The sequence below is a fragment of the Proteus vulgaris genome (assembly GCF_016239305.1).
Lineage (GTDB): Bacteria > Pseudomonadota > Gammaproteobacteria > Enterobacterales > Enterobacteriaceae > Proteus > Proteus vulgaris_C.
In genome coordinates, this window is the sequence record NZ_JAEHOQ010000009.1 from 43,605 (window position 1) to 67,046 (window position 23,442).

General features: G+C 39.5%; 22 protein-coding genes and 1 pseudogene. 20 read left to right on the forward strand and 3 right to left on the reverse strand.

Annotated elements, in window-relative coordinates; genetic code table 11:
- Nucleotides 1-321: 321 nt before the first annotated feature.
- On the reverse strand, nucleotides 322-2,658 hold the full coding sequence (locus tag JEP40_RS08595; RefSeq protein WP_198623215.1) for a Tex family protein: 2,337 nt from the start codon (nucleotides 2,656-2,658) through the stop codon (nucleotides 322-324).
- 180 nt (nucleotides 2,659-2,838) lie between these two features.
- Here JEP40_RS08595 and greB point away from each other — a divergent pair, with 180 nt between their 5' ends.
- From greB to JEP40_RS08665, 14 genes and pseudogenes are all read left to right on the forward strand, one after another.
- Entirely contained in the window at nucleotides 2,839-3,318 is a 480-nt protein-coding gene (gene greB, locus JEP40_RS08600) for a transcription elongation factor GreB (protein WP_006534574.1), read from the forward strand.
- Nucleotides 3,319-3,467: 149 nt separating this feature from the next.
- A complete protein-coding gene (gene ompR, locus JEP40_RS08605; RefSeq protein WP_036933800.1) occupies nucleotides 3,468-4,190 on the forward strand; it encodes a two-component system response regulator OmpR in 723 nt (240 codons plus the stop codon).
- Nucleotides 4,187-5,527 carry a two-component system sensor histidine kinase EnvZ gene (gene envZ, locus JEP40_RS08610; protein ID WP_198623216.1) on the forward strand — a complete coding sequence of 447 codons (1,341 nt, stop codon included), beginning with the start codon at nucleotides 4,187-4,189 and terminating at the stop codon, nucleotides 5,525-5,527. Before ompR ends, envZ begins: the two co-directional genes overlap by 4 nt.
- 207 nt (nucleotides 5,528-5,734) lie before the next feature.
- A complete protein-coding gene (gene pstS, locus JEP40_RS08615; RefSeq protein ID WP_198623217.1) occupies nucleotides 5,735-6,775 on the forward strand; it encodes a phosphate ABC transporter substrate-binding protein PstS in 1,041 nt (346 codons plus the stop codon).
- A 76-nt stretch (nucleotides 6,776-6,851) separates the two neighbouring features.
- A complete protein-coding gene (gene pstC / locus JEP40_RS08620; protein ID WP_098941662.1) occupies nucleotides 6,852-7,811 on the forward strand; it encodes a phosphate ABC transporter permease PstC in 960 nt (319 codons plus the stop codon).
- Nucleotide 7,812: 1 nt separating this feature from the next.
- Entirely contained in the window at nucleotides 7,813-8,715 is a 903-nt protein-coding gene (gene pstA, locus JEP40_RS08625; RefSeq protein WP_198623218.1) for a phosphate ABC transporter permease PstA, read from the forward strand.
- 30 nt (nucleotides 8,716-8,745) lie between these two features.
- Nucleotides 8,746-9,522 carry a phosphate ABC transporter ATP-binding protein PstB gene (gene pstB / locus JEP40_RS08630; protein ID WP_088494316.1) on the forward strand — a complete coding sequence of 259 codons (777 nt, stop codon included), beginning with the start codon at nucleotides 8,746-8,748 and terminating at the stop codon, nucleotides 9,520-9,522.
- A 14-nt stretch (nucleotides 9,523-9,536) separates the two neighbouring features.
- Nucleotides 9,537-10,271: a phosphate signaling complex protein PhoU gene (phoU, locus tag JEP40_RS08635; protein ID WP_198623219.1), complete on the forward strand. Its 735-nt coding sequence runs from the start codon at nucleotides 9,537-9,539 to the stop codon at nucleotides 10,269-10,271.
- Between the two features lie 212 nt (nucleotides 10,272-10,483).
- Entirely contained in the window at nucleotides 10,484-11,323 is an 840-nt protein-coding gene (locus JEP40_RS08640) for an ABC transporter substrate-binding protein (RefSeq protein WP_036933789.1), read from the forward strand.
- 106 nt (nucleotides 11,324-11,429) lie between these two features.
- The gene (locus tag JEP40_RS08645; protein ID WP_198623220.1) at nucleotides 11,430-12,167 is read left to right on the forward strand and encodes an amino acid ABC transporter permease; all 738 of its coding nucleotides are present in this window, start codon (nucleotides 11,430-11,432) and stop codon (nucleotides 12,165-12,167) included.
- A gap of 1 nt (nucleotide 12,168) precedes the next feature.
- Nucleotides 12,169-12,921: an amino acid ABC transporter permease gene (locus JEP40_RS08650; protein WP_198623221.1), complete on the forward strand. Its 753-nt coding sequence runs from the start codon at nucleotides 12,169-12,171 to the stop codon at nucleotides 12,919-12,921.
- A gap of 42 nt (nucleotides 12,922-12,963) precedes the next feature.
- Nucleotides 12,964-13,155, forward strand: a pseudogene (locus JEP40_RS08655) (Txe/YoeB family addiction module toxin); the annotation flags it as partial.
- A 156-nt stretch (nucleotides 13,156-13,311) separates the two neighbouring features.
- The gene (locus JEP40_RS08660; RefSeq protein WP_198623222.1) at nucleotides 13,312-14,670 is read left to right on the forward strand and encodes an NCS2 family permease; all 1,359 of its coding nucleotides are present in this window, start codon (nucleotides 13,312-13,314) and stop codon (nucleotides 14,668-14,670) included.
- A 79-nt stretch (nucleotides 14,671-14,749) separates the two neighbouring features.
- Nucleotides 14,750-15,061, forward strand: coding sequence for a monooxygenase (locus JEP40_RS08665; protein ID WP_198623223.1), 312 nt, complete (start codon nucleotides 14,750-14,752; stop codon nucleotides 15,059-15,061).
- A 48-nt stretch (nucleotides 15,062-15,109) separates the two neighbouring features.
- Here the strand turns inward: JEP40_RS08665 and JEP40_RS08670 are convergent, their stop codons facing one another.
- Both JEP40_RS08670 and JEP40_RS08675 read right to left on the reverse strand, forming a co-directional pair.
- The gene (locus tag JEP40_RS08670) at nucleotides 15,110-15,658 is read right to left on the reverse strand and encodes a GNAT family N-acetyltransferase (protein ID WP_198623224.1); all 549 of its coding nucleotides are present in this window, start codon (nucleotides 15,656-15,658) and stop codon (nucleotides 15,110-15,112) included.
- Between the two features lie 2 nt (nucleotides 15,659-15,660).
- Nucleotides 15,661-17,133 (reverse strand): glycosyltransferase family 39 protein, encoded by a 1,473-nt coding sequence (locus JEP40_RS08675; protein ID WP_198623225.1) that lies wholly within the window; start codon nucleotides 17,131-17,133, stop codon nucleotides 15,661-15,663.
- Between the two features lie 188 nt (nucleotides 17,134-17,321).
- On the opposite strand from JEP40_RS08675, the gene yihI reads away from it, so the two are divergent.
- From yihI to JEP40_RS08705, 6 genes are all read left to right on the forward strand, one after another.
- On the forward strand, nucleotides 17,322-17,819 hold the full coding sequence (yihI, locus tag JEP40_RS08680; protein WP_198623226.1) for a Der GTPase-activating protein YihI: 498 nt from the start codon (nucleotides 17,322-17,324) through the stop codon (nucleotides 17,817-17,819).
- Nucleotides 17,820-18,060: 241 nt separating this feature from the next.
- Nucleotides 18,061-19,506, forward strand: a complete 1,446-nt coding sequence (locus tag JEP40_RS08685) for a DUF4026 domain-containing protein (RefSeq protein ID WP_198623227.1) — start codon at nucleotides 18,061-18,063, stop codon at nucleotides 19,504-19,506.
- Nucleotides 19,507-19,917: 411 nt separating this feature from the next.
- Nucleotides 19,918-20,154 carry a ferrous iron transporter A gene (feoA, locus tag JEP40_RS08690; protein WP_036914344.1) on the forward strand — a complete coding sequence of 79 codons (237 nt, stop codon included), beginning with the start codon at nucleotides 19,918-19,920 and terminating at the stop codon, nucleotides 20,152-20,154.
- 48 nt (nucleotides 20,155-20,202) lie between these two features.
- Nucleotides 20,203-22,530, forward strand: coding sequence for a Fe(2+) transporter permease subunit FeoB (gene feoB, locus JEP40_RS08695; protein ID WP_198623228.1), 2,328 nt, complete (start codon nucleotides 20,203-20,205; stop codon nucleotides 22,528-22,530).
- Between the two features lie 19 nt (nucleotides 22,531-22,549).
- Nucleotides 22,550-22,780 (forward strand): FeoC-like transcriptional regulator, encoded by a 231-nt coding sequence (locus JEP40_RS08700; protein ID WP_198623229.1) that lies wholly within the window; start codon nucleotides 22,550-22,552, stop codon nucleotides 22,778-22,780.
- Between the two features lie 182 nt (nucleotides 22,781-22,962).
- Complete coding sequence (locus JEP40_RS08705; protein ID WP_198623230.1) at nucleotides 22,963-23,421, forward strand: OsmC family protein; 459 nt, start codon at nucleotides 22,963-22,965, stop codon at nucleotides 23,419-23,421.
- Nucleotides 23,422-23,442: the final 21 nt, after the last annotated feature.

The following is a 23,442-nucleotide window of genomic DNA, read 5'->3' on the forward strand; positions in this document are numbered from 1 at the left end:
ATAATATAAAGGTAATCAGCGATGGGGAGAATAGAAGATGGAGGATAAAAACAATAATAAATAAATATAGAGATGAAATAGAGAATATTTTATTTATTATTTTTTTAATATCGCTTAAGTCAGATTAAAACCAAACCGATTAAAAATGAAAAATAAATGAGAGAAGATTTAGGCTACTCCCTTCTTTATCAGTATTTTGTTATTAGAAAATAAACTTGAGTAAGATGAAATAAAAAATGTGATGCCATCAATATCCAATGACACCACATTCAATAACGTTAACGCTTTTTACTTATTAACACTGTAGCTATAACTGTGTAATTAACGTTTTTTTCCAAATGCAGCAGCTAACGCGTCACCCATTGCACTATTTCCCGCATTATTACCACTATTTGTTGATTGGCGGTTATTACGAGCAGGCTTCTGCCCTTTATTATTTCTAGAGTGATTATTACTTGGTGATGATTGTCTATTTTCACTATCGCCAGCAACTTCATCTAAACGCATAGTTAATGCAATACGTTTACGAGCTAAATCAACTTCAAGAACTTTGACTTTAACAATATCACCCGTTTTTACCACAGTATGCGGATCTTCAATAAATCGGTCTGCTAAAGAGGAGATATGAACCAAACCATCTTGATGTACACCGATATCAACGAATGCGCCGAAATTAGTCACGTTAGTTACAGTTCCTTCAAGGATCATGCCACTAACTAAGTCATTCATCGTTTCGACACCTTCAGCAAAAGTCGCAGTTTTAAACTCTGGACGAGGATCGCGCCCTGGTTTTGCTAACTCTTTTAAGATGTCATTAATTGTTGGTAAACCAAACTGGTCTGTAATAAACGCTCTTGCATCAACTTGTGAGAGTAAAGCGCTATTTCCCATTAAATCGTCAATCTTTTGCTGCGTAGATTGCAGAATATTTTCAACAATTGGATATGCTTCAGGGTGAACCGTTGACGCATCCAGCGGGTTTTTACCATCACGAATACGCAAAAACCCTGCACATTGCTCAAAGGCTTTTGGCCCTAAGCGTGCAACTTTGAGTAACTGTTTTCTATCAATAAAGCGACCGTTCTCATCACGCCAATTAATAATATTTTGAGCGATAGATTGGCTAAGTCCCGCAACTCGCGTTAATAACGGTACTGATGCTGTATTTAAATCCACGCCAACACCATTCACACAGTCTTCGACAACAGTATCAAGCTTTCTGGCTAATAATGTTTGGCTAACATCATGCTGATATTGGCCAACCCCAATTGATTTAGGATCAATTTTTACAAGTTCAGCCAATGGATCTTGTAAACGACGAGCGATAGACACCGCGCCACGAATAGACACGTCTAAATCAGGGAATTCATTAGCAGCAAGCTCTGAAGCGGAATATACAGACGCCCCCGCCTCGCTCACAATTACCTTTTGCGCTTTGACGTCTGGGTAACGTTTTACAGTTTCAGCAAAAAAGCGTTCGGTTTCACGAGAAGCAGTACCATTGCCAATCGCCACCAGCTCAACATTATGCTTAATACATAACGCCGCGACACTGGCAGCCGCTTTATCAGCTTGGCCTGTATGTGGATAAATCGTATCTATTGCAATTAACTTACCCGTGCTATCTACAACGGCAACTTTCACACCAGTACGTAAACCGGGATCAAGACCCATAGTGGCTCGCATACCCGCAGGTGCCGCCATCAATAAATCATTTAGGTTCCGCGCAAAAACATTAATGGCTTCTTCTTCCGCTTTTTCTCGTAATTGGCTCATCAATTCTGTTTCAATATGCATTAAAACTTTAATACGCCAAGTCCAGCTTACAACCGCTTTGCGCCAGCTATCTGCCGGTTGGTTATTTAAGCGTAATCCTAAATGCTCTGTGATCAGTTGTTCACCGTAGCTTTCTTTAGGTGCTTCTTCAAATTGCGGATCAGGATTAAGCGATAATTGCAAAATGCCTTCGTTACGACCACGAAACATGGCTAACGCACGATGAGAAGGAACATTGGCAATAGGTTCATGACTGTCAAAATAATCGCTAAACTTCGCCCCTTCGGCTTCTTTTCCTTCAACAACTTTTGAAACAAGGTGTGCATTTTTCCATAAATATTGACGAACTTTCGCCAATAATCCAGCGTCTTCTGAAAAACGCTCCATTAAAATATAACGCGCACCATCTAAAGCCGCTTTAGTATCATTCACGCCTTTTTCTGCGTTAATATAAGCCGTTGCTGCCTCTTCTGGGTTATTTTGTGGCTCATTCCACAACAAGTCTGCTAAGGGCTCTAACCCATTTTCAATAGCGATTTGCCCACGAGTACGGCGTTTCGGCTTATAAGGAAGATAAAGATCTTCAAGCTCTGTTTTACTTTGCGTTTCATTAATTGAAGAACGTAACTCAGGTGTTAATTTTCCTTGATCTTCAATTGATTTTAAAATGGTTTGGCGGCGATCATTGAGTTCTCGTAAATAACTAAGGCGAGTTTCTAGCTGACGTAATTGCGTATCATCTAACCCACCAGTGACCTCTTTACGGTAACGGGCAACAAATGGCACCGTATTCCCTTCATCCAGTAACGTTATGGCCGAAAGGACTTGCTGAGGCTTAACCGTGAGCTCTTCTGCAATAATTCGGCTTAATGATTCATTCATAATATATTTACCTACCGAGAGGAATAATTTTAAAGAGGGCTATTATACACACGCCACACTAAAAAAATTTGGCAAATTTCCGATTACACTCGACAATTATGAGGAAAATAACAGATTAATTTATCATTCACGCTATAGTATCTTTATGAAATTCAATGTTGATGATAGTTTTAATTCGTAATGGCAAAAAGTAACTATATTACTCGTGATGGCTGGTATGCCTTAGATAAAGAGCTAAAATATCTTTGGAAAGAAGAACGTCCTCGTGTCACACAATCCGTTTCAGAAGCTGCGGCACAAGGTGACCGTTCAGAAAATGCTGAATATATTTATGGAAAGAAGCGATTACGTGAAATTGATAGACGTGTTCGTTTTTTATCAAAACGTCTTGATGAGCTAAAAATTGTTGATCCCGATCCTCGCCAAGAAGGAAAAGTTTATTTTGGTGCTTGGGTCACGCTTGAAGATGATGACGAAAATGTCAAAACCTTCAGACTTGTAGGGCCTGATGAGTTTGATCCGGCAAAACAGTGGATTTCTATTGATTCTCCTGTTGCCCGAGCACTCATCGGTAAACAAGTTGATGATGAAATTAGTGTGCAAACACCAGGTGGTGAAGTTAATTACTGCGTATTATCTATCAAATATCATTCGGAATAAGACAAATAAATAGATTTATTACCTTTATTATCACCAAAGAACAAGTTTTATCTATAAATTATTAACATTTATTCTTTGGTTTTGGTTTAATATTCTTAACGATGATAGAATTCGCTAACAAAAGCATTTGCACTTCGGGAGCTTAAAAAATGCAAGAAAGTTATAAAGTGCTAATCGTGGATGATGATTTACGTCTACGTTCACTACTAGAGCGCTATTTGACAGAGCAGGGTTTTCAAATCCGTACTGCTGCAAACGCTGATCAAATGGATCGTCTCCTCACTCGTGAATCTATCCACCTTATCGTGCTCGACTTAATGCTTCCTGGTGAAGATGGCTTATCTATTTGCCGTCGCTTAAGAAGCCAAAACAACCCTATACCTATTATTATGGTTACAGCAAAAGGGGAAGAGGTTGATAGAATTGTTGGGCTTGAAATTGGTGCTGATGATTACATCTCAAAACCATTTAATCCAAGAGAATTACTGGCTCGTATTCGCGCAGTACTTCGTCGCCAAGCGAACGAACTACCGGGTGCTCCTTCACAAGATAATGCCATTATCTCTTTTGGTAAGTTCAAGCTAAACCTTGGTACACGCGAAATGTTCCACGAAGAAGAGCATATGCCTCTGACTAGTGGTGAATTTGCTGTATTGAAAGTGCTGGTATCTCACCCTCGTGAGCCACTTTCTCGTGACAAACTAATGAGCCTTGCTCGTGGTCGTGAATACAGTGCGATGGAACGTTCAATTGACGTTCAAATTTCTCGTTTACGCCGAATGATTGAAGAGGATCCAACACATCCTCGCTATATTCAAACAGTTTGGGGTCTTGGTTACGTCTTTGTTCCTGATGGAACTAGTGCTCAATGAGAAGGCTGAGGCTTTCCCCCCACAATAAACTGACACGTTCGTTATTTCTGGTTATTTCGTTACTTTTTTTTAGCTTGATAGCCAGTTATATCGTTGTGCAGCACCTTATTGTTGGGCCAAGCCTTCAGCAATTTAATAAAGTTTTAGCGTATGAAATACGCACATTAATGCCTGAAGAACTTATTTTAGTTGATGGCACTCCACTCAAAATCTCCCCGGCTTTACGCAATAAAATCTATAGCGAATTAGGCGTCTCTTTTTTTGATAAAGAGGCCGCGCTTGAAGAAGGACTCTATTGGGCTAAAATCGATGATGATTTAAGTGAACAGATGTCTGAATATCTAGATGGAGAAACAGAAATCTGGATTGAGAACACGCTAGAATACCCTGTTTTATGGGTCAATACGCATATTTCCCCTTCTCTTTGGATCCGTGTTCCACTCACTGAACTAGGGCAAAATTTCTTACTGCCCGTTTATCGACAAGCGATTATTTTTATTATCATCGTTGTCGCTTTTTTCTGGCTCTATAACCGTTTTCAAAATCGCCCACTCAATGAAGTGGAATATGCTGCACGTCGTATTGGTAAAGGGGTCATTCCGCCACCTATTCCTGAATCTGGCTCTTCTGAAATGCGATCAATCATTCGCGCGTTTAATCAGATGTCATCGGGCATTCGTTCATTAGATAATGATAGAACGCTCGTTATGGCTGGTGTCAGTCATGACTTACGTACACCACTTACCCGCATTCGCCTTGCCACTGAAATGATGAGCCCAGAAGATAGCTACCTTGCTGACTCTATCAACAAAGATATTGAAGATTGCGATGCTATTATTGGCCAGTTTCTAGACTATATGCGCACGGGTAAAGAGATGTCTTTAGAACTGTGCAATATGAATAATCTATTACAAGAAGTCATTTCGGCTGAATCTAACTCAGGCAAAATAAGTGAAGATCACCTTCATCCCGAACCCATTAATATCACAGCTAATCCTATCGCTGTAAAACGAGCACTTGCTAATATGATTGTAAATGCGACTCGCTATGGCAATGGCTGGATAAGTGTTTCAAGTGGGAAAAATGAAGAATATGCATGGTTTCAAGTCGAAGACGACGGCCCCGGTATTCCACAAGAAGACCGACAACGTCTTTTCCAACCTTTTGTTCAAGGCGAACAAGCGCGTAGCTCAACAGGTGCGGGTTTAGGGTTATCCATTATTCGCCGTATTATGGATGCTCACGGCGGTTATGTTGAACTTGATGATAGCGTTAAAGGCGGATTACTTATCCGTGCTAATTTCCCATTAAAAGAGCGTGATGACGAGGATGATTAATTTTTCTTTCTGATAAAGCGCTTTTTATTCCACTGCTTCTGCTCTATTTTTCTTCTTCCTCTAAATATTTCATCATTTTTTTACTTTGTCATAAAACTGTCACAATTAAGACATTTAATTGTCATCTAACTGACCTATTGTCTGTGCGTACCGTAACCGAAGTTGATAGATGTCGAAAATTATTCTACCTATCCCACAGGAGGGATTATGAAACTGATGCGTACCACCCTGACTAGTGTCATTGCCGCTGCGTTTTCAATGACCGCTCTTTCTGCGCAGGCAACGACCTCGCTGACTGGTGCTGGCGCAACGTTCCCTGCCCCAGTTTATGCTAAATGGGCAGATTCCTATCAGAAAGAAACGGGTAACAAAATTAACTACCAAGGCATTGGATCCTCTGGTGGTGTAAAACAGATTATTGCAAATACCGTTGATTTTGGTGCTTCTGATGCTCCATTAGCGGATGACAAGTTACAAGCTGACGGTTTATTTCAATTCCCAACCGTGATTGGTGGCGTTGTTATGGCGGTCAATATTCCTGGTATCAAATCAGGTGAACTGACCTTAGATGGCGACACTATCGGTAATATCTATTTAGGCAAGATCCAGAAATGGAACGATCCCGCCATCACCAAACTTAATCCGGGCGTAAAATTACCAGACCAGAATATCGCAGTTATTCGCCGTGCTGATGGTTCAGGTACATCTTTCGTTTTCACTAGCTACTTATCAAAAGTCAATAATGCATGGAAAGATGAAGTAGGCGCTGGATCTACCGTTAAATGGCCAACAGGTTTAGGTGGTAAAGGGAATGATGGTATCGCCGCATTCGTTCAACGTGTACCCGGTTCAATTGGTTATGTTGAATATGCTTACGCGAAACAAAACAATCTTGCTTATACTAAATTAGTCACAGCTGATGGCGAAGCAATTGCACCAACTGCAGATAGCTTTAGTGCCGCAGCCAGAAAAATTGATTGGAGCAAAAGCTTTGCACAAGACCTGACTAACCAGAAAGGTGAAAACGCATGGCCGATTACTTCAACCACCTTTATCTTAATGCATCAAAAACAACAAAATGCAGAAAAAGGTAAAGAAGTGCTGAATTTCTTCAACTGGGCTTATGACAAAGGTAATCAAGAAGCGAAAAATCTAGATTACGCAGTATTGCCTGCAGAAGTTGTAGAACAAATTCGTGCTGCATGGAAAACAAGTATTAAAGACAGTAATGGCAAACCGATTTACTAATAAAACCGGTAACCATTAAGAGATAAGTTAACGTTCACCCCCTGCTAACAGGGGGTAATAAATTAAAAGAGGCTTTATGGCCGAGCACACAACGGTAATAAAGGCCCCTAGTAAACGAGGGGACGTTATTTTCAGCGCACTAGTCCGCCTAGCTGCGTTGATTACGCTTTTGCTTTTAACAGGTATCATTGTTTCGCTGATTTTTGCCTCATGGCCAAGTATTCAGCAATTTGGCCTTTCATTTTTATGGACAAAAGAGTGGGATCCACCTGCACAGGAGTTTGGTGCATTAGTACCTATTTACGGCACCATTGTAACGTCAATCATCGCACTGGTTATTGCTGTTCCTGTCAGCTTTGGTATTGCCCTTTTCCTAACTGAATTAGCACCTAATTGGCTAAAACGCCCATTAGGCATTGCGATTGAGTTACTCGCGGCTATCCCAAGTATTGTTTATGGTATGTGGGGACTGTTTGTCTTCGCACCGCTGTTTGCAACCTATTTCCAAGAACCTGTCGGTAATGTGCTTTCATCCATCCCTATTGTTGGTGAGCTTTTCTCAGGCCCGGCTTTTGGTATTGGTATCTTAGCTGCGGGTGTGATCCTCGCTATCATGATCATTCCTTATATCGCTTCTGTGATGCGTGATGTGTTTGAACAGACACCTGTCATGATGAAAGAATCAGCCTACGGTATTGGCTGTACAACATGGGAAGTGATTTGGAATATCGTTCTACCTTATACCCGTAACGGTGTCATTGGTGGCGTTATGTTGGGATTAGGCCGTGCCTTAGGTGAAACCATGGCGGTGACCTTTATCATCGGTAATACCTACCAGTTAGACTCCGCCTCGCTATTTATGCCAGGTAACAGTATTACGTCTGCATTAGCCAATGAGTTTGCCGAAGCAGAAACGGGATTACACACTGCGGCATTAATGGAATTAGGACTTATTCTGTTTGTCATCACCTTTATCGTACTTGCGATTTCTAAGTTTATGACATTACGTTTATCTAAGAATGAAGGAGCACGTTAATATGTCTAAAACATCCTCTTCTTCATTACAAGTTCAAACAGAGAGCGAACTGCGAGTACGTCATAAACGCCAACTTTGGCGTCGTCAAAAAAATCGTATCGCACTGTTTTTATCTGTCTCTACTATGGCATTTGGTCTTTTCTGGTTAACGTGGATTTTATTCTCGACAATCACAAAAGGCGTTGATGGCATGTCCCTTGCACTTTTCACTGAAATGACACCGCCGCCAAATACTGATGGGGGTGGATTGGCAAATGCCATTGTCGGTAGTGGATTACTCATCCTTTGGGCCACAGTGATTGGTACACCATTAGGTATTCTTGCGGGGATTTATCTTGCGGAATATGGTCGTCGCTCATGGCTTGCTGAAACCACTCGCTTTATTAACGATATTTTGCTGTCAGCACCGTCTATCGTTGTCGGACTCTTTGTCTACACCATTGTGGTCGCACAGATGCAACACTTTTCAGGATGGGCTGGTATTATTGCACTTGCCTTACTGCAAATTCCTATCGTTATTCGTACCACTGAAAATATGTTGAAGTTAGTGCCTGATAGCTTACGCGAAGCTGCTTATGCATTAGGAACACCAAAGTGGAAGATGATCTCTAAAATCACCTTAAAAGCCTCGGTATCAGGCATCATTACAGGTGTGTTATTAGCGATTGCACGTATTGCGGGTGAAACTGCACCACTGTTATTTACTTCACTATCCAACCAATTCTGGAGCACAGACTTAAACGAACCGATAGCTAACTTACCTGTGACTATCTTTAAGTTCGCCATGAGTCCTTTTGCACAGTGGCAAGAACTTGCCTGGGCTGGCGTATTACTTATCACCCTCTGTGTTCTATTTATCAATATTATCGCGCGCGTGCTGTTTGCTAAACGCAAGCACGGTTAACGCAGAAAGTTAAGCAAGAGAGAACGTTGAATGATTATGGCTAATGATAACGCAGGAAATAAAATCCAAGTTCGTGATTTGAACTTCTATTACGGTAAATTTCATGCGCTGAAAAATATCTCTTTAGATATTGCCAAAAATAAGGTGACCGCCTTTATCGGACCTTCTGGCTGTGGTAAATCCACCTTACTGCGTACTTTTAATAAAATGTATGAGCTTTATGGCGAACAGCGTGCAGAAGGCGAAATTCTGCTAGATGGCAACAACATCTTGACTGATAAGCAAGATATCGCGCTATTACGTGCCAAAGTCGGTATGGTGTTCCAAAAACCAACCCCATTTCCGATGTCAATTTATGACAATATCGCTTTTGGTGTACGCTTATTCGAAAAGTTATCTCGTGCCGATATGGATGAGCGCGTTCAATGGGCTTTGACAAAAGCCGCATTATGGAACGAAACCAAAGATAAATTACATCAAAGTGGATATAGTTTATCAGGCGGTCAGCAACAGCGTTTATGTATTGCACGCGGTATTGCTATTCGCCCGGAAGTATTATTGCTTGATGAACCTTGCTCAGCACTTGACCCAATTTCTACGGGTCGTATTGAAGAGCTTATCAGTGAACTCAAATCAGAATATACCGTGGTTATCGTGACGCATAACATGCAACAAGCCGCACGTTGTTCTGATCACACTGCATTTATGTATTTAGGCGAATTAATTGAGTTTAGCGATACGGATACGTTATTTACGCGTCCTGCAAAAAAACAAACTGAAGATTACATCACTGGGCGTTATGGCTGATAACGAGGCAATTAATGGATAATTTAAATCACAATAAGCATATTTCTGGTCAATTCAATGCTGAGTTAGAACATATCCGTACTGAGCTGATGGTTATGGGTGGGCTTGTTGAAGAGCAACTGAAAAAAGCCATTATGGCAATGCATAACCAAGACCAAGCATTAGCCAATGAAGTTATTCAAGGTGACCATAACGTCAATATGATGGAAGTCGCCATTGATGATGCATGTATGCGAATTATTGCTAAACGTCAGCCAACAGCAAGTGACTTACGTTTAATAATGGCGATATCAAAAACAATCGCTGAGCTAGAACGTATTGGTGATGTCGCTGAAAAAATCTGTAAAACAGCACTTGAAAAGTTTTCACACCAGCATCAGCCATTATTAGTCAGTTTAGAATCTTTAGGTCAACATGCGATACAAATGCTTCATGATGTTCTTGATGCGTTTGCACGTATGGATTTAAATGAAGCGGTACGCATTTATCGTGAAGACGCCAAAATTGATAACGAATATGAAGGTATCGTTCGTCAATTAATGACTTACATGATGGAAGATCCTCGCACCATTCCTAGTGTGCTAACCGCCTTATTTTGTGCGCGTTCTATTGAGCGTATTGGCGACCGTTGTCAGAATATCTGTGAGTTTATTTTCTATTACGTAAAAGGTCATGATTTCCGCCATTTAGGGGGCGACCAAGTAGAAAAAATGCTAACAAAAGGTGATGGCAACAATACCACTAAATAAATTTCTCTCTTATTTTTCTCTTACAAACAGCGATAATTATGTCGCTGTTTTTTTATTCCTTCATAAATTCATACCGTGCTAGCTCAACACTTTTTCTCATCTTATTCCTTAAAAGCATATCCATATCAATTTTTATTATTTTATGAACTTAGAACAACTTGATAGCGTGATATCCAACATAACGATGATAATTCTTTTCTTTGGGGTGAATAATGAAACTACGTGTTTTGGCAACCGCATTAATTGCAGGCTCTGTGCTTTTCTCTGGTATTGCAAAAGCAGATAAACTTGATGATATAAAAAAAGCAGGTGTAGTACGTATCGCGATTTTTGATAGCAATCCTCCTTTTGGATTTATTGATCCTCAAACCAAAAAACTCGCAGGTTATGATGCAGATATCGCTAATGAGATCGCCAAAGATTTAGGTGTAAAACTGGAGCTACGTCCTACAAACCCAGCAAACCGTATTCCACTGTTAAGCTCTAAAAAAGTCGATTTAATTGCAGCCAACTTCACCATTACCGATGAACGCGCTAAGCAAGTTGACTTCTCTGTTCCTTACTTTGCGACTGGACAAAAATTTATTGCACGTAAAGGAGTTTTAACTAATCCTGAACAAATCCACTCACTTCGTATTGGTGCAGATAAAGGCACCGTTCAAGAAATTACGCTACGTGAACGTTATCCTGATACCAAAGTTATTTCTTATGACGATACACCACTGGCTTTCGCCGCATTGCGTAATGGTAACGTACAAGCTATCACACAAGATGATGCAAAATTAGTCGGTTTATTAGCAAATCTTCCTGATGCCATAAAAGCAGATTTTGAAGTGTCATCATTTAGTATCACCCGTGAATACCAAGCAGTTGCAGCAGCTAAAGGTGAAGAGCGTTTAATTAACGAAATCAATAACACCCTATTAAGATTGGAAAAAGAAGGTAAAGCAGACGAGATCTACAATCGTTGGTTTGGCCCTGAAACAAAATCAGCTCAACCTCGTGGTGATTTTAAATTTGCCCCACTATCAGAGCAAACACCACAATCTTGATCTTTAAAGCGTAATAACTTTCTTCTTTCATCAAAATAAAGTTATTCCTTTACTAAAATACCTACCCCGCTTTTGCGGGGTTTGGTGTCTACAATAGGCCTATTATATGTTTGAGCAATTTCTATCACATTACCTTCTTGAACCACACTATTTAAGCTGGCTATGGAAGGGATTTCTAATTACTTTGCTTATCTCTTTTTGGACTATTGTCATTGCAACATTAATGAGCTTTGCCCTTAGTGCTGCAAGAGATAGCACTTTTTCACCATTACGCTGGTTAGCAGCGGCTTATACATCGCTATTTCGTAATACTCCACTGTTAGTACAACTATTTTTTTGGTATTTCGCATCTGGAGAAATTCTGCCACAAAGCGCCATGATATGGTTAAACACGCCTCATGAGATTACATTCTTAGGCGTAACACTTTCTTGGCCTTCTTTTGAGTTTTTAGCGGGTATTGTGGGTCTGACATTTTACTCAACACCATTTATTGCCGAAGAGCTAAGAGCAGGTATTCAAGGTGTTAAACAAGGGCAAAAATATGCTTCGTTGGCATTAGGTTTAACGCAGTGGCAATCTATGCGTTATGTGATTTTGCCTCAAGCCTTTCGTATTGCTCTTCCCCCCTTACTGGGTCAATACATGAATGTGATAAAAAACTCGTCACTAACTATGGCTATCGGTGTTGCAGAGCTTTCTTATGCATCAAGGCAAGTTGAAACCGAGTCTTTACGCACCTTTGAGGCCTTTGGTGTTGCAACGGTTCTCTATATTGCAGCAATAGCATTAATGGAAGCTTGGGGACAATGGCATCAACAACGTAAATTAGCACAAGGATATTAAAATGGACTTTACTGTTATTGCTGACAATTGGCAGTACTTACTCTTTGGTGCTTATCCTGATGGGCCTTTAGAAGGTGCAGCACTGACCGTCTTTATCAGTATCATTGCCGGTATTGCATCCATTATTTTGGGTACATTAGGTGGCATTGCTTTGGCTATGCTCAGAGGTATCTGGGTTAACCTTTTCGCGGCTTTTTTAGGTTTTTTCCGCGCTATTCCTGTCATTATGTTGATATTTTGGGTCTATTTTTTATTGCCCGTTGTATTGGGTATGGAAATACCTGAAATCACCACCGTTATTTGTGCATTGGCTTTAATTACATCGTCTTATATTGCGCATGGCGTTAAAGCAGGTATTTTAGCGATAGGGAAAGGACAATGGCAAGCAGGGTTATCGTTAGGTTTTAATCGCTGGCAAGTGTTGTGGTATATCGTCTTACCACAAGCATTACGCATGATGGTGCCTTCATTTATTAATCAATGGATAGCCTTAATTAAAGATACTTCATTAGCTTATGTAGTGGGTGTAGGTGAACTTTCGTTTTTAGCGACACAAGTCAATAACCGTAGCATGGTTTACCCAATGGAAGTCTTTCTGTTCGTTGCATTTATCTATTTTGTTCTCTGTTTCTCATTAGAAGTTATTGCCAATAGAATTGCGAAATTATTTTCCACACAAAAAGAAAAGCGCCCTTTTTGGCAAATGGTGTTGCCGATAAAAAAGAGACAGTTTGTTGAGAAGAGTTTAGGTTAATGCAAAGAAGGCTAAAAATATTTAGCCTTCTTTAAATAATAGAAAATAATAAAACGCATTAACGAACTCATAACAGATATTAAAAGAACACCGTTTAGCGGAATAGATAAACCAGAGTCCTTGAAACATAATTTAGCAGGTTTTTGGTCAAGACGGATCACTGATGAACATCGCCTCATCTACCGTATAACTGATTTCGCTATAGAAATTGCATCATGTCGAGACCATTATTAGCCTCCTTACATTTATCCAGTTTAACTCTTAAAGGATCTCAATGTATTTTTAAGCTTTAGATTTCCCCCCTGCGCAATCGATTACTTTTTTAGGTGCAGTTATTGTTTTATTTGTGTAGGATAAAGCGAAAAACATTTTTTTTGGGATCTTTTGTCTATGAGCATGTCATCACCAAATTCTGGTTCACAGGGTTTGCTCCAACGCCTGTTTAAGCTACAAGAACACGGCACAACCGCTCGCACCGAACTGATTGCGGGTATCACGACTTTCTTAACGATGGTTTATATTATCTTCGTTAACCCTCAAATCCTTGCAGCTGCCAATATGGATATCAAAGCCGTCTTCGTGACAACCTGCTTAATTGCGGCTTTTGGCAGTATTTTAATGGGATTAGTAGCAAATTTACCGATAGCAGTTGCACCCGCTATGGGCCTTAACGCCTTCTTTGCCTTTGTGGTTGTTGGTGCAATGGGTTATTCATGGGAAGTCGCTATGGGTGCGATTTTCTGGGGTGCTGTAGGTCTATTTTTACTGACTCTCTTTCGTATTCGTTACTGGATCATAGCTCATATTCCGCTAAGTTTACGAGTGGGTATTACTAGCGGTATCGGCCTTTTTATCGCCATGATGGGCTTAAAAAACTCCGGTATTATTATTCCTAACAACGATACCATCGTTACTATTGGTAATTTTGCCTCTCATAACGTGTTATTAGGTGCATTAGGCTTTTTTATTATTGCCATTCTTGCAGCTCGTAATATTCACGCTGCTATTCTTATTTCTATCGTTATCACCACAGTAATTGGCCTATTATTAGGCGATGTTACCTACCAAGGTATTTTCTCTCTGCCTCCGTCTATTACCACTGTTGTTGGTAAAGTTGATATTATGGGCGCCTTAGATATCGGCCTTTCTGGTGTAATTTTTGCTTTTATGCTGGTTAACTTATTTGACTCATCAGGCACTTTAATTGGTGTGACCGATAAAGCGGGTTTAACCGATGACAAAGGTAAATTCCCACGCATGAAACAAGCGTTATACGTCGATAGCTTAAGTTCTGTTGCAGGCTCTGCAATGGGTACATCGTCTGTAACTGCTTTTATCGAAAGTACTTCTGGTGTTTCTGTCGGTGGCCGTACAGGTTTAACTGCGGTTGTTGTGGGTATTCTTTTCTTACTTGCTATCTTCTTATCACCACTGGCAGGTATGGTGCCAAGCTATGCGACAGCAGGCGCACTGATTTATGTGGGTGTGTTAATGACATCCAGTCTTACGCGGGTGAAATGGGATGATTTGACAGAATCTGTTCCGGCTTTTATCACCGCAGTCATGATGCCATTTAGTTTCTCAATTACAGAAGGTATCGCACTAGGCTTTATTGCTTATTGTGTTATGAAGATAGGGACTTTCCGCTGGAAAGAAATTAATCTGTGTGTTGTGATTGTTTCATTAATGTTTATTTTAAAAATATTACTGATTGATACTCATGTTATTGATTTAAATTCTTTATTTTAATATTCAATAAATCAGAGCAATCATAATAACGAATAAAACGGCACAGATAAGTGCCGTTTTTATAAGAAAAGAGGTGATCATGCAGGTTCTTCTACAAGTCGATTTCCCTTATCAAGGCCCTTTTGGTGATGAAATGACACAAGCTATGGATGCATTATCTTCATCGATTAACCAAGAGCCTGGTTTTATTTGGAAAATTTGGACTGAAAATAAAGAAACACAAAAGGCGGGTGGAATTTATCTTTTTGATTCAAAAGAGAATGCTCAAGCTTATTTAGAGAAACACAGCGCTCGATTAAAATCTTTTGGTATTCCAGAAGTACGTGGTGATATTTTTGCAGTAAACCAAGCTTTAAGTTTAAAAAATCAAGCCTATTTTTTGGCTAAGTAGTTAAAAGCACAAGTGTTATATGCCACTTGTGCTTTCGATTTTCTGCAATTACGCTACTTTCGTGGGCAACAACAAACCAAAGATAATGGAATCAGAAACCTCATCACCCACAATCCAACGCTGTTTAAGATATCCTTCCTGTTCAAAACCTAACTTCGCTAATAAAGCAGCTGATGCTTTATTATTAGGATGAATATCCGCTTCTAAACGACGCACCGCTAAATGCGTCTGGAGATAATCAATAAATGCGACCATGGCTTCCTTCATGATCCCTTTTCCCTGATAAACTGTATCAAGGCAATATCCGATTTCTCCTCGCCGAGAACTAGGATAATGATTAAAGAAAACACACATTCCCATTAATGTATTTGTCTCTTTGTCTATCACCGCTAAGCGCAGATACTCTTTTCTTTCCATATGCGTAATATCTTGAATGATATCTTCTTGCGCTTCTTGCAGTGATTGCCAAGGAAGATGGCTCCAGTAGCGAGTGACTTCAGGTGAACTCATAATATTAAACCAATTTTCAGCATCGCCCATTTTAAAGGGACGTAAAATCAATCTTGGTGTTTCAACCTGAATATCAGCGTAACGCATTTCTACTTTTCCTTATGAGTGCTTGGAGCCACAAATGCAATACAAATGGGCTCTGCAATAGCATTTGGTTCAGAACGGAACATTATCTCTTGAGTATCGACTATTTTTAAACTCGGCCAGTATTTTAATCCTTTATCAAAAGAGGCTTTTTCACAGTAATAGCCCACTTCGCTGATCAATACGACGCCTTTTTCTTCTAATTGTTGAAGCGTGATATGGCGATTATAGATATTAGGTGGTTGCACATTTTCTTCTAATATCCAAGGCTGTGAAGATAGAGGCCTATCTTTACCATAAAAAGTTACCCATTCATGCATATATTCACCACCCACATACGCTAACGGTGTGTGATAATGTTGATGCCAAGCTTGTTCAACCTCTTGCACAAATGTTTTGATACCAATAAATTTTTGACCCGCATTACGCACATTAGCTGCTTGTACGACGGTATAGCCAGAAACAACCAACATGCCAAACACGCCTAAACCGTATAATACACCACGCAATGAACGCTTAGGCATGACACTGATTGAACCCACAAACAGCGCAGTCGCTATCGACATAAATGGCTGTAACCACTCCGTAATACGACCACCTTCATGAAAGCTAAACCAAGTAAAAATAATTGCTAATGGAAATAACAAAATAAAATTCAGTAATTGGCTATCTTGAGATGAAGACCAACTTAATCGCCCACCATAAAGACGTAATATTGCCCACATCAAGATAATAGGATAAAAAACCGTCAGTGCAGCACGCATCGTACGCAAGTTAAAACGGCTCTCTATTTGAGAATCGACCCATTTAAACGCGGCAAAGTCGGTTTGCCATAACCAAATAAAATTAGGGATAACAAAAGCAAACCAAATCGCAATCGCCAAATAAAAATAAGGCGATCGATAGCTCACTCGCACTTTAGGCACAAATAGGCTTAATAAAAAGACAGAGCCCATAAAAGCTAGTGATGAGTATTTCCCCATTGTGGCAATCCCCATAACAATAGCAAAGCCAATCCAATATTTTTGATTGTCATTGATTGCGCAGAGGAAAAAATAAAGAGCCCAAGCCCAGCAACCGACTAGAATATAGTTATCGTTATAAGGGATAATATCGAAGTTAATAATGCCAGATAAATTAAGCCCTAACATGGCAAACCATGCAAGGTTAGTATTACGTGTCAGTTTATAAGCTAAATTCCAGACACCTAATAACCCTATGGCAATCACAATAAAGTGGATAAAATACCAATAAAAGCTAAAATCGACACCGCCATAAATAGCAGGTGACATTATAAAACCAACAAACCAAGGATTTTTAGGGGAGCCCCAACCTCCATTGGTACCCCAATTGACCGCTTCTACGGCATCATAAGGCACCGTAGGGTCAAAAAGATAGCTGACTAAGATCCACAGTGCCGCATAGCCAATAACCCACCAATATACCGGTTTACGCAATTGCGCAGATGATAATGTCATAATAAATAGAAAGTTAAGTTGATAAATTTAATTTTGTCATTAAAGAATGTCACAACACAGTAAAGTATAGTGAAATGAATCGCACATTGTACGTGAGCAAAAATTAAATTGTCTTAAATTTGCGCTTTTATTGAAAATTTGTTTCTGATAGATTGCGCAACCAAGAAGATCACTACCGAGTTACCATTATGAATATGATTAAAAGAAAGCCTGCAGCAAAAACACGTAAAAAAACACGTGAAGAGCTGAACGCGGAAGGACGTGAACGCAAACGTCAAAAGAAACATCGCGGCAATCCTGCTGGTAACCGTCAGCAGGAAATGGAAAATAAAAACCAAGCTAAAAATACAGCACCGAAAGATCCACGTATTGGTAGTAAAAAACCAATCCCTCTGATTGTGGGTGATGCATCTAAAGTGGCGAAGAAAAAAACTGCGCCCGTCAAAGCAGAGCCGGCTCGTTTAACGCCGGAACAAGAATTAGACTTGTTAGAAAACGATGCTCGTTTAGATGAATTACTGTCTCGTCTTGAAAATGGTGAAAAACTTAATGCCGAAGAGCAGGCTTATACAGAGAAAACCCTTGATCGTATTGACGAATTAATGGTTGAACTCGGTATTGAGTTTGAAGATGATGACGATGAAGAAAAAACTGAAGACATCATGCAATTACTGAAAGGTAAATAATCAAAAGGCTAATCATTTGCCTTGATTGCCTTACATCTAATGGATATCAATAACTTATTGATATCCATTATTTTTATATATAACCTGTTTTTTTTCATATTTGATTTATGTTTAAAAACACCTCTTCTTGTGATGACATAAACAAACCTATCAAGCTCAGATAACTCCACCTATTCCTCTCTTATCATCCCTGATATTCTATTTTTCTATCTTTAATATAAATATACGAGTGATAAGAAATATGGATAACAGACAGCAGTACTTAGATATCGCAGCCGGGCAAGGAGAAAAAGTGCCCTCTCGTATAGTGGCTTTTCCTGCACAGCCACTAAACTATGCGCTTATTGAGCAACGCCTAGAAGAGCAGACGGATTATACTGATGGTGAAATCAATTATCTGAGTGAAAATATTGATGATGGTTTTTTCTATCGTTGCCAACATGGTGATAATGAATTGCATTTTTTTGTCTGTCTTTACCCTCGCGATGAAGATTATGAAATACGTCCAATGTATTCTACAGACGAACTTACCCCGCAATTATTAGCGCATGCAAATGCCACAACTCAAGATTTATTATTAGAAACACTCTTTACTGAGGCACTGCATCCTTTGGCAAGTTATCGCCATCAACTGAATTTTCTAAATATTATTGCCCCTGAAATAGTCTTAGCATTAGATGAATCCGCTGCAGGTAAAGCCTTAACACCAGAATGGATCCACTTTCAATTAGAATCACCGGATCTTTATCCCGAAGTAGAAAGCCTATACGTCATTCATGCTGTTTATGACACAGAAAACGATCCGCCAACAATGTTTTGGTTTCATACTCATGGACTCGCGCGCTGTGGCTTAACAGAAGTCGATTTAGTTATTCCAAGTATGCTTGAATCTTACTATGGTATTCCCGATCTCTTCCGTTGCTTTGTTAACAACAGTATTAATCATCGCCAAATCGAATTTGGTGAACCAATGCTTTGTGGACAAACATCATCAGGTTTAGAGTATCTTGTTGCCTTACCTTTTGAAGAAGGTATCCGCCATGTCAATCAATCAACACCTCTCGAAAGCCTTAGACCTTTAGAAGAGATGCGTTATGACACTGAAGGTGCACCAAATGGCATTTTCTTGGGTGATTTAGCCGATCGTGACGAATATCATCAACACCCTTCATCTATGCTATTTAGAACCAATGAAGAAAATCCTGTTCTAGAAACCTTCTTTAAAGGTTATGAAGAGCAGCAAGCGATGATGCTACTGCGTAGCAATGAAGAAACCTATGAAATGTCTGAAAAAGCCAAACGACGCTGGGAATACTTTGTTTCTATGTTTGATAACTACAACCAGCTACCCATTGAAAAAAAGAACGGATTTTTTTCGAAATTATTAGGTAAAGAAAAACCTGAAGAAACTGAAAACCCTTGGCAGTTTATGATCAAGTTTGGTATTCCTTATGGTGAAGAGGAAGAAAAAGAGCTAGAACATATGTGGTTTGTGCCACAGTCTCGTGATGGTGACACTATTTATGCTAAATTACTCAACGTGCCATTTTATGTTGAAGAGATGCAAGAAGGTGAAATCTACCCTATCAATATAGATTTAATTACTGATTGGATAGTTTCCTATGAAGAGAATAGTTATACCCCAAACAATATTTATCAACTTTTTAACCATCAACAAACACATTAATTAGCGGACAATTTCACACGACTTATTCGGGTTTTTCATTTTAAAATAATGAGAAACCCGCTTTTTAATTACAGTGAAATCTACTTTTACCTTGTGATCAGTTAACATTATTAATTGATTGTTATTTTGTTGCTACATTGACATCTCAACTCTTCACATTTTGTTTTTGTCTAGTAACAGATAGAGAAAACAGTCTGATTTCCTCCCAATATCTTTTCTCTGGTTGATTTAAATCAAGTGTGGATAAGTGTAGAGTAGGCTAAATTATACCCAATAAGGATAATTATAATTCTCATTAGCATTAAAAATATTTATTATAATTACCCTGACTCTTATTATGTGAATTTTTATATACGTTAATAATTATCAGTATCATTATTTTTTGTATCAATATTCGTGGAAGAACGATTTATGTCACTGATCCCAAATCACAGTTATAAAATCTTGAGCTACTCACCTCAGATTAGCCCTGCATACAGGCAGAAGTTGTTATCTTTAGGTATGTTGCCTGGCGCTGTGTTTAACGTTATTCGTATCGCACCACTGGGTGATCCTATTCAAATAGAAACGCACCGAGTATCCCTCATTTTGAGAAAAAAAGATCTCGCACTTATTAACCTTAGCGAAGTGGTTCATAACGAAAAATAATCGTTATCTCTCATTCAACCAGGCAAGACAACTATTGGCATCACTATTATGACTCCTCTCACTATAGGCCTTATCGGCAACCCCAATGCTGGTAAAACAACACTTTTTAATCAGTTAACAGGCTCTCGCCAGCGCGTAGGTAACTGGGCAGGTGTGACAGTCGAACGCAAAGTAGGTCGTTTCACAACGGCAAATCATAAAATTGAGCTCGTCGATTTACCCGGCACTTACTCCTTAACGACAATCTCAGAACAGACATCGCTTGATGAACAAATTGCCTGTCATTTCATTTTAAGTAATGAAGCGGACATGCTGATTAACGTTGTTGATGCCTCTAACCTTGAACGTAACCTCTATTTGACATTACAACTGCTTGAGTTAGGTATTCCCTGCATTGTGGCATTAAACATGCTTGATATTGCAGAACACCAAGATATGCAAATTGATATCAAAGCATTGTCTGAGCAACTGGGTTGCCCTGTTATTCCTATGGTTTCAACCAAAGCATCAGGAATAGATAAGCTCAAAGAAGCGATTGATACTTTCCCTGCTGAAAAGAAAAAACCACAAGAATTACTAACGTCTTACCCAATATGGTTACTTAATGAAGTCGAAGCACTCGCTGAAAAAATTAATCATGATGAGTTTAATTTACAGCAACGCCGTTGGATGGCCTTACAGTGTTTAGAAGGGGATATTTATACCCATCAACGTGCTCAAGTTACCACCGAAGATATCAAAGCAATTCGTCAACGAATTCAAGACGAACACAATAATGAACCAGAATTAGTCATTGCGGATGCCCGTTATCAAAATATTGAGCGTATCTGTCATACTGTGATTAATATGGAGTCCATTAAGCCAAATATCCTGACACAAAATATCGATAAAGTGATATTAAACCGTTGGTTAGGTGTGCCTATCTTCCTATTTGTAATGTATTTAATGTTCGTTTTGGCGATTAACATCGGTGGTGCATTACAACCCGCTTTTGAAGGGGGCTCAGAAGCCATCTTTATTCATGGAATTCAATGGATTGGCGCAACCTTTAACTTCCCAGAATGGTTAACTATTTTCCTTGCGCAAGGTGTCGGTGGTGGTATCAATACTGTTCTTCCACTGGTACCACAAATCGGGATGATGTATCTCTTCTTATCTATTCTTGAAGATTCAGGTTATATGGCTCGTGCCGCATTTGTTATGGATAGATTAATGCAGGCTTTGGGTCTGCCTGGTAAATCATTCGTACCGCTGATTGTTGGCTTTGGTTGTAACGTACCGTCAATTATGGGTGCGCGTACTCTTGATGCTCCAAGAGAACGATTAATCACAGTATTAATGGCACCGTTTATGTCTTGTGGTGCACGCTTAGCTATCTTTGCTGTTTTTGCCGCTGCTTTCTTTGGTAAAAATGGCGCCAGTGTAGTTTTCTCACTTTATATTTTAGGTATTGTTGTCGCGATCCTTACTGGTTTATTATTAAAACACACCATTATGCGTGGTGAAGCATCACCTTTCGTGATGGAATTGCCGGTTTATCATATTCCTCACCTAAAAACATTGTTGATGCAAACTTGGCAACGCTTAAAAGGTTTCGTGGTACGTGCTGGTAAAGTCATTATTATTGCCAGTATGTTTATTGGTGCATTAAATAGCTTTACCTTCTCAGGTAAACCTGCGGACAACATCAATGACTCAGCATTGGCATCAGTCAGTAAAGTGATCACACCATTATTGCAACCTATTGGTGTTCATAACGATAACTGGCAAGCAACGGTAGGTTTAGTAACAGGGGCGATGGCAAAAGAAGTGGTTGTGGGAACATTAAATACCCTTTATACCGCAGAAAGCATTGTTAATGAGCCTTTTGATCCTGAAGAATTCGATCTCTGGGGTGAAATTGGTGATGCCTTTGGTGAAACATGGGATAGCTTAAAAGAGACCTTTACCCTAGCGGCACTTTCTAATCCAATTGAAGCAAGTAAAGGTGATGGTGAAATGGATACCGGTACAATGGGAACCATGGGTGCTAAATTTGGCTCCGGTATTGCCGCATACAGCTACTTAATCTTTGTTTTACTGTATGTACCTTGTGTTTCAGTAATGGGTGCGATTGCTCGTGAAACAAGCCGTGGCTGGATGACCTTCTCTATTCTTTGGGGATTAAATATTGCTTATTCATTGGCTGCGCTATTCTATCAAGTAGCAACCTTCAGTGAGCATCCGCAAAGTAGTGGCATAACCATTGCTGCCGTGGTGATCTTTAACTTAATTCTATTCATCTTGTTGCGTAATGCTCGTAGTCGTCTAACAATTAACTTAAGCAATAAGCCTTCATTAGCTAAACAATGTTGTTCAAAAGGTAGTTGTCACTAGGTGACAAAGGAAAGGTAAGATGGCCAGTTTGATAGAAGTACGTGATTGTATCGCCCTCAATGGTCGAGCCGATGCCCGTCTTATCAGCCATCAACTCAATATGCCTGAACCGTTGGTGCAAGCAATGTTAGAACGGCTCACATTGATGGGTAAGCTTCAAGAAGTAGATGTAGAGGAGTGCCTTACGGGCAGTTGTAAAAGTTGCCCTGAAGCCACCGCCTGCCAGACAAAGCTTTATCAATTAATCTAACAAATTGATAAATACCATCACAAAAACCCTTACTTTATGTAGGGGTTTTTTATTTAATGCTTAAGATGAATCATTTTCATCTTCCTATTTAATGATTTACTTTCCTAACTATCACGGCATAATCCTTTAAATATAGACGTAAAGACGTCTATTATCATTTCACTTTATAAGAATATAAAATTATGCCAATAACTGAATTTTCATCGACCATTACAACCAGCAAACAAGGTGGATTGCAGATGCAATGTGCATCACGCCAGTTTCAATTTTTACTTGATGAACCTTTGTCATTAGGTGGAAAAGACACTGCAATGAATCCTGTTGAAGCATTATTAGGTACATTGGGTGCTTGTAAAGGGATTGTCGCCAAAAGCTTTGCGCGAATACATAAAATTAATCTCAACGATATTCGCATTGAAGTTAAAGGCGAATTAGATACCGATGGTTTTACGGGAAAAAATAAAGAAGCCAAAATTGGCTTTAGTAAAATTACGACGCACTTTTTTATTCAAGCCGATAATAGTGAAGAAGAGATCGCTGCATTTATCGCTTTTATTGAACGCACTTGCCCTGTTGCTGACACAATAAAAAATGCACCTATTTTAAACACGTCCTTTCATCTCGAAAACGTACCTGCATGATCGTCTATTTATGGCTGCCCT

What these genes read in the sequence shown, in the direction of transcription:
- JEP40_RS08595 (WP_198623215.1), bottom strand. Translation starts at nt 2,658, where the DNA reads ATGAATGAATCATTAAGCCGAATTATTGCAGAAGAGCTCACGGTTAAG.
- greB (WP_006534574.1), top strand. Translation starts at nt 2,839, where the DNA reads ATGGCAAAAAGTAACTATATTACTCGTGATGGCTGGTATGCCTTAGAT.
- ompR (WP_036933800.1), top strand. Translation starts at nt 3,468, where the DNA reads ATGCAAGAAAGTTATAAAGTGCTAATCGTGGATGATGATTTACGTCTA.
- envZ (WP_198623216.1), top strand. Translation starts at nt 4,187, where the DNA reads ATGAGAAGGCTGAGGCTTTCCCCCCACAATAAACTGACACGTTCGTTA.
- pstS (WP_198623217.1), top strand. Translation starts at nt 5,735, where the DNA reads ATGAAACTGATGCGTACCACCCTGACTAGTGTCATTGCCGCTGCGTTT.
- pstC (WP_098941662.1), top strand. Translation starts at nt 6,852, where the DNA reads ATGGCCGAGCACACAACGGTAATAAAGGCCCCTAGTAAACGAGGGGAC.
- pstA (WP_198623218.1), top strand. Translation starts at nt 7,813, where the DNA reads ATGTCTAAAACATCCTCTTCTTCATTACAAGTTCAAACAGAGAGCGAA.
- pstB (WP_088494316.1), top strand. Translation starts at nt 8,746, where the DNA reads ATGATTATGGCTAATGATAACGCAGGAAATAAAATCCAAGTTCGTGAT.
- phoU (WP_198623219.1), top strand. Translation starts at nt 9,537, where the DNA reads ATGGATAATTTAAATCACAATAAGCATATTTCTGGTCAATTCAATGCT.
- JEP40_RS08640 (WP_036933789.1), top strand. Translation starts at nt 10,484, where the DNA reads ATGAAACTACGTGTTTTGGCAACCGCATTAATTGCAGGCTCTGTGCTT.
- JEP40_RS08645 (WP_198623220.1), top strand. Translation starts at nt 11,430, where the DNA reads ATGTTTGAGCAATTTCTATCACATTACCTTCTTGAACCACACTATTTA.
- JEP40_RS08650 (WP_198623221.1), top strand. Translation starts at nt 12,169, where the DNA reads ATGGACTTTACTGTTATTGCTGACAATTGGCAGTACTTACTCTTTGGT.
- JEP40_RS08660 (WP_198623222.1), top strand. Translation starts at nt 13,312, where the DNA reads ATGAGCATGTCATCACCAAATTCTGGTTCACAGGGTTTGCTCCAACGC.
- JEP40_RS08665 (WP_198623223.1), top strand. Translation starts at nt 14,750, where the DNA reads ATGCAGGTTCTTCTACAAGTCGATTTCCCTTATCAAGGCCCTTTTGGT.
- JEP40_RS08670 (WP_198623224.1), bottom strand. Translation starts at nt 15,658, where the DNA reads ATGCGTTACGCTGATATTCAGGTTGAAACACCAAGATTGATTTTACGT.
- JEP40_RS08675 (WP_198623225.1), bottom strand. Translation starts at nt 17,133, where the DNA reads ATGACATTATCATCTGCGCAATTGCGTAAACCGGTATATTGGTGGGTT.
- yihI (WP_198623226.1), top strand. Translation starts at nt 17,322, where the DNA reads ATGAATATGATTAAAAGAAAGCCTGCAGCAAAAACACGTAAAAAAACA.
- JEP40_RS08685 (WP_198623227.1), top strand. Translation starts at nt 18,061, where the DNA reads ATGGATAACAGACAGCAGTACTTAGATATCGCAGCCGGGCAAGGAGAA.
- feoA (WP_036914344.1), top strand. Translation starts at nt 19,918, where the DNA reads ATGTCACTGATCCCAAATCACAGTTATAAAATCTTGAGCTACTCACCT.
- feoB (WP_198623228.1), top strand. Translation starts at nt 20,203, where the DNA reads ATGACTCCTCTCACTATAGGCCTTATCGGCAACCCCAATGCTGGTAAA.
- JEP40_RS08700 (WP_198623229.1), top strand. Translation starts at nt 22,550, where the DNA reads ATGGCCAGTTTGATAGAAGTACGTGATTGTATCGCCCTCAATGGTCGA.
- JEP40_RS08705 (WP_198623230.1), top strand. Translation starts at nt 22,963, where the DNA reads ATGCCAATAACTGAATTTTCATCGACCATTACAACCAGCAAACAAGGT.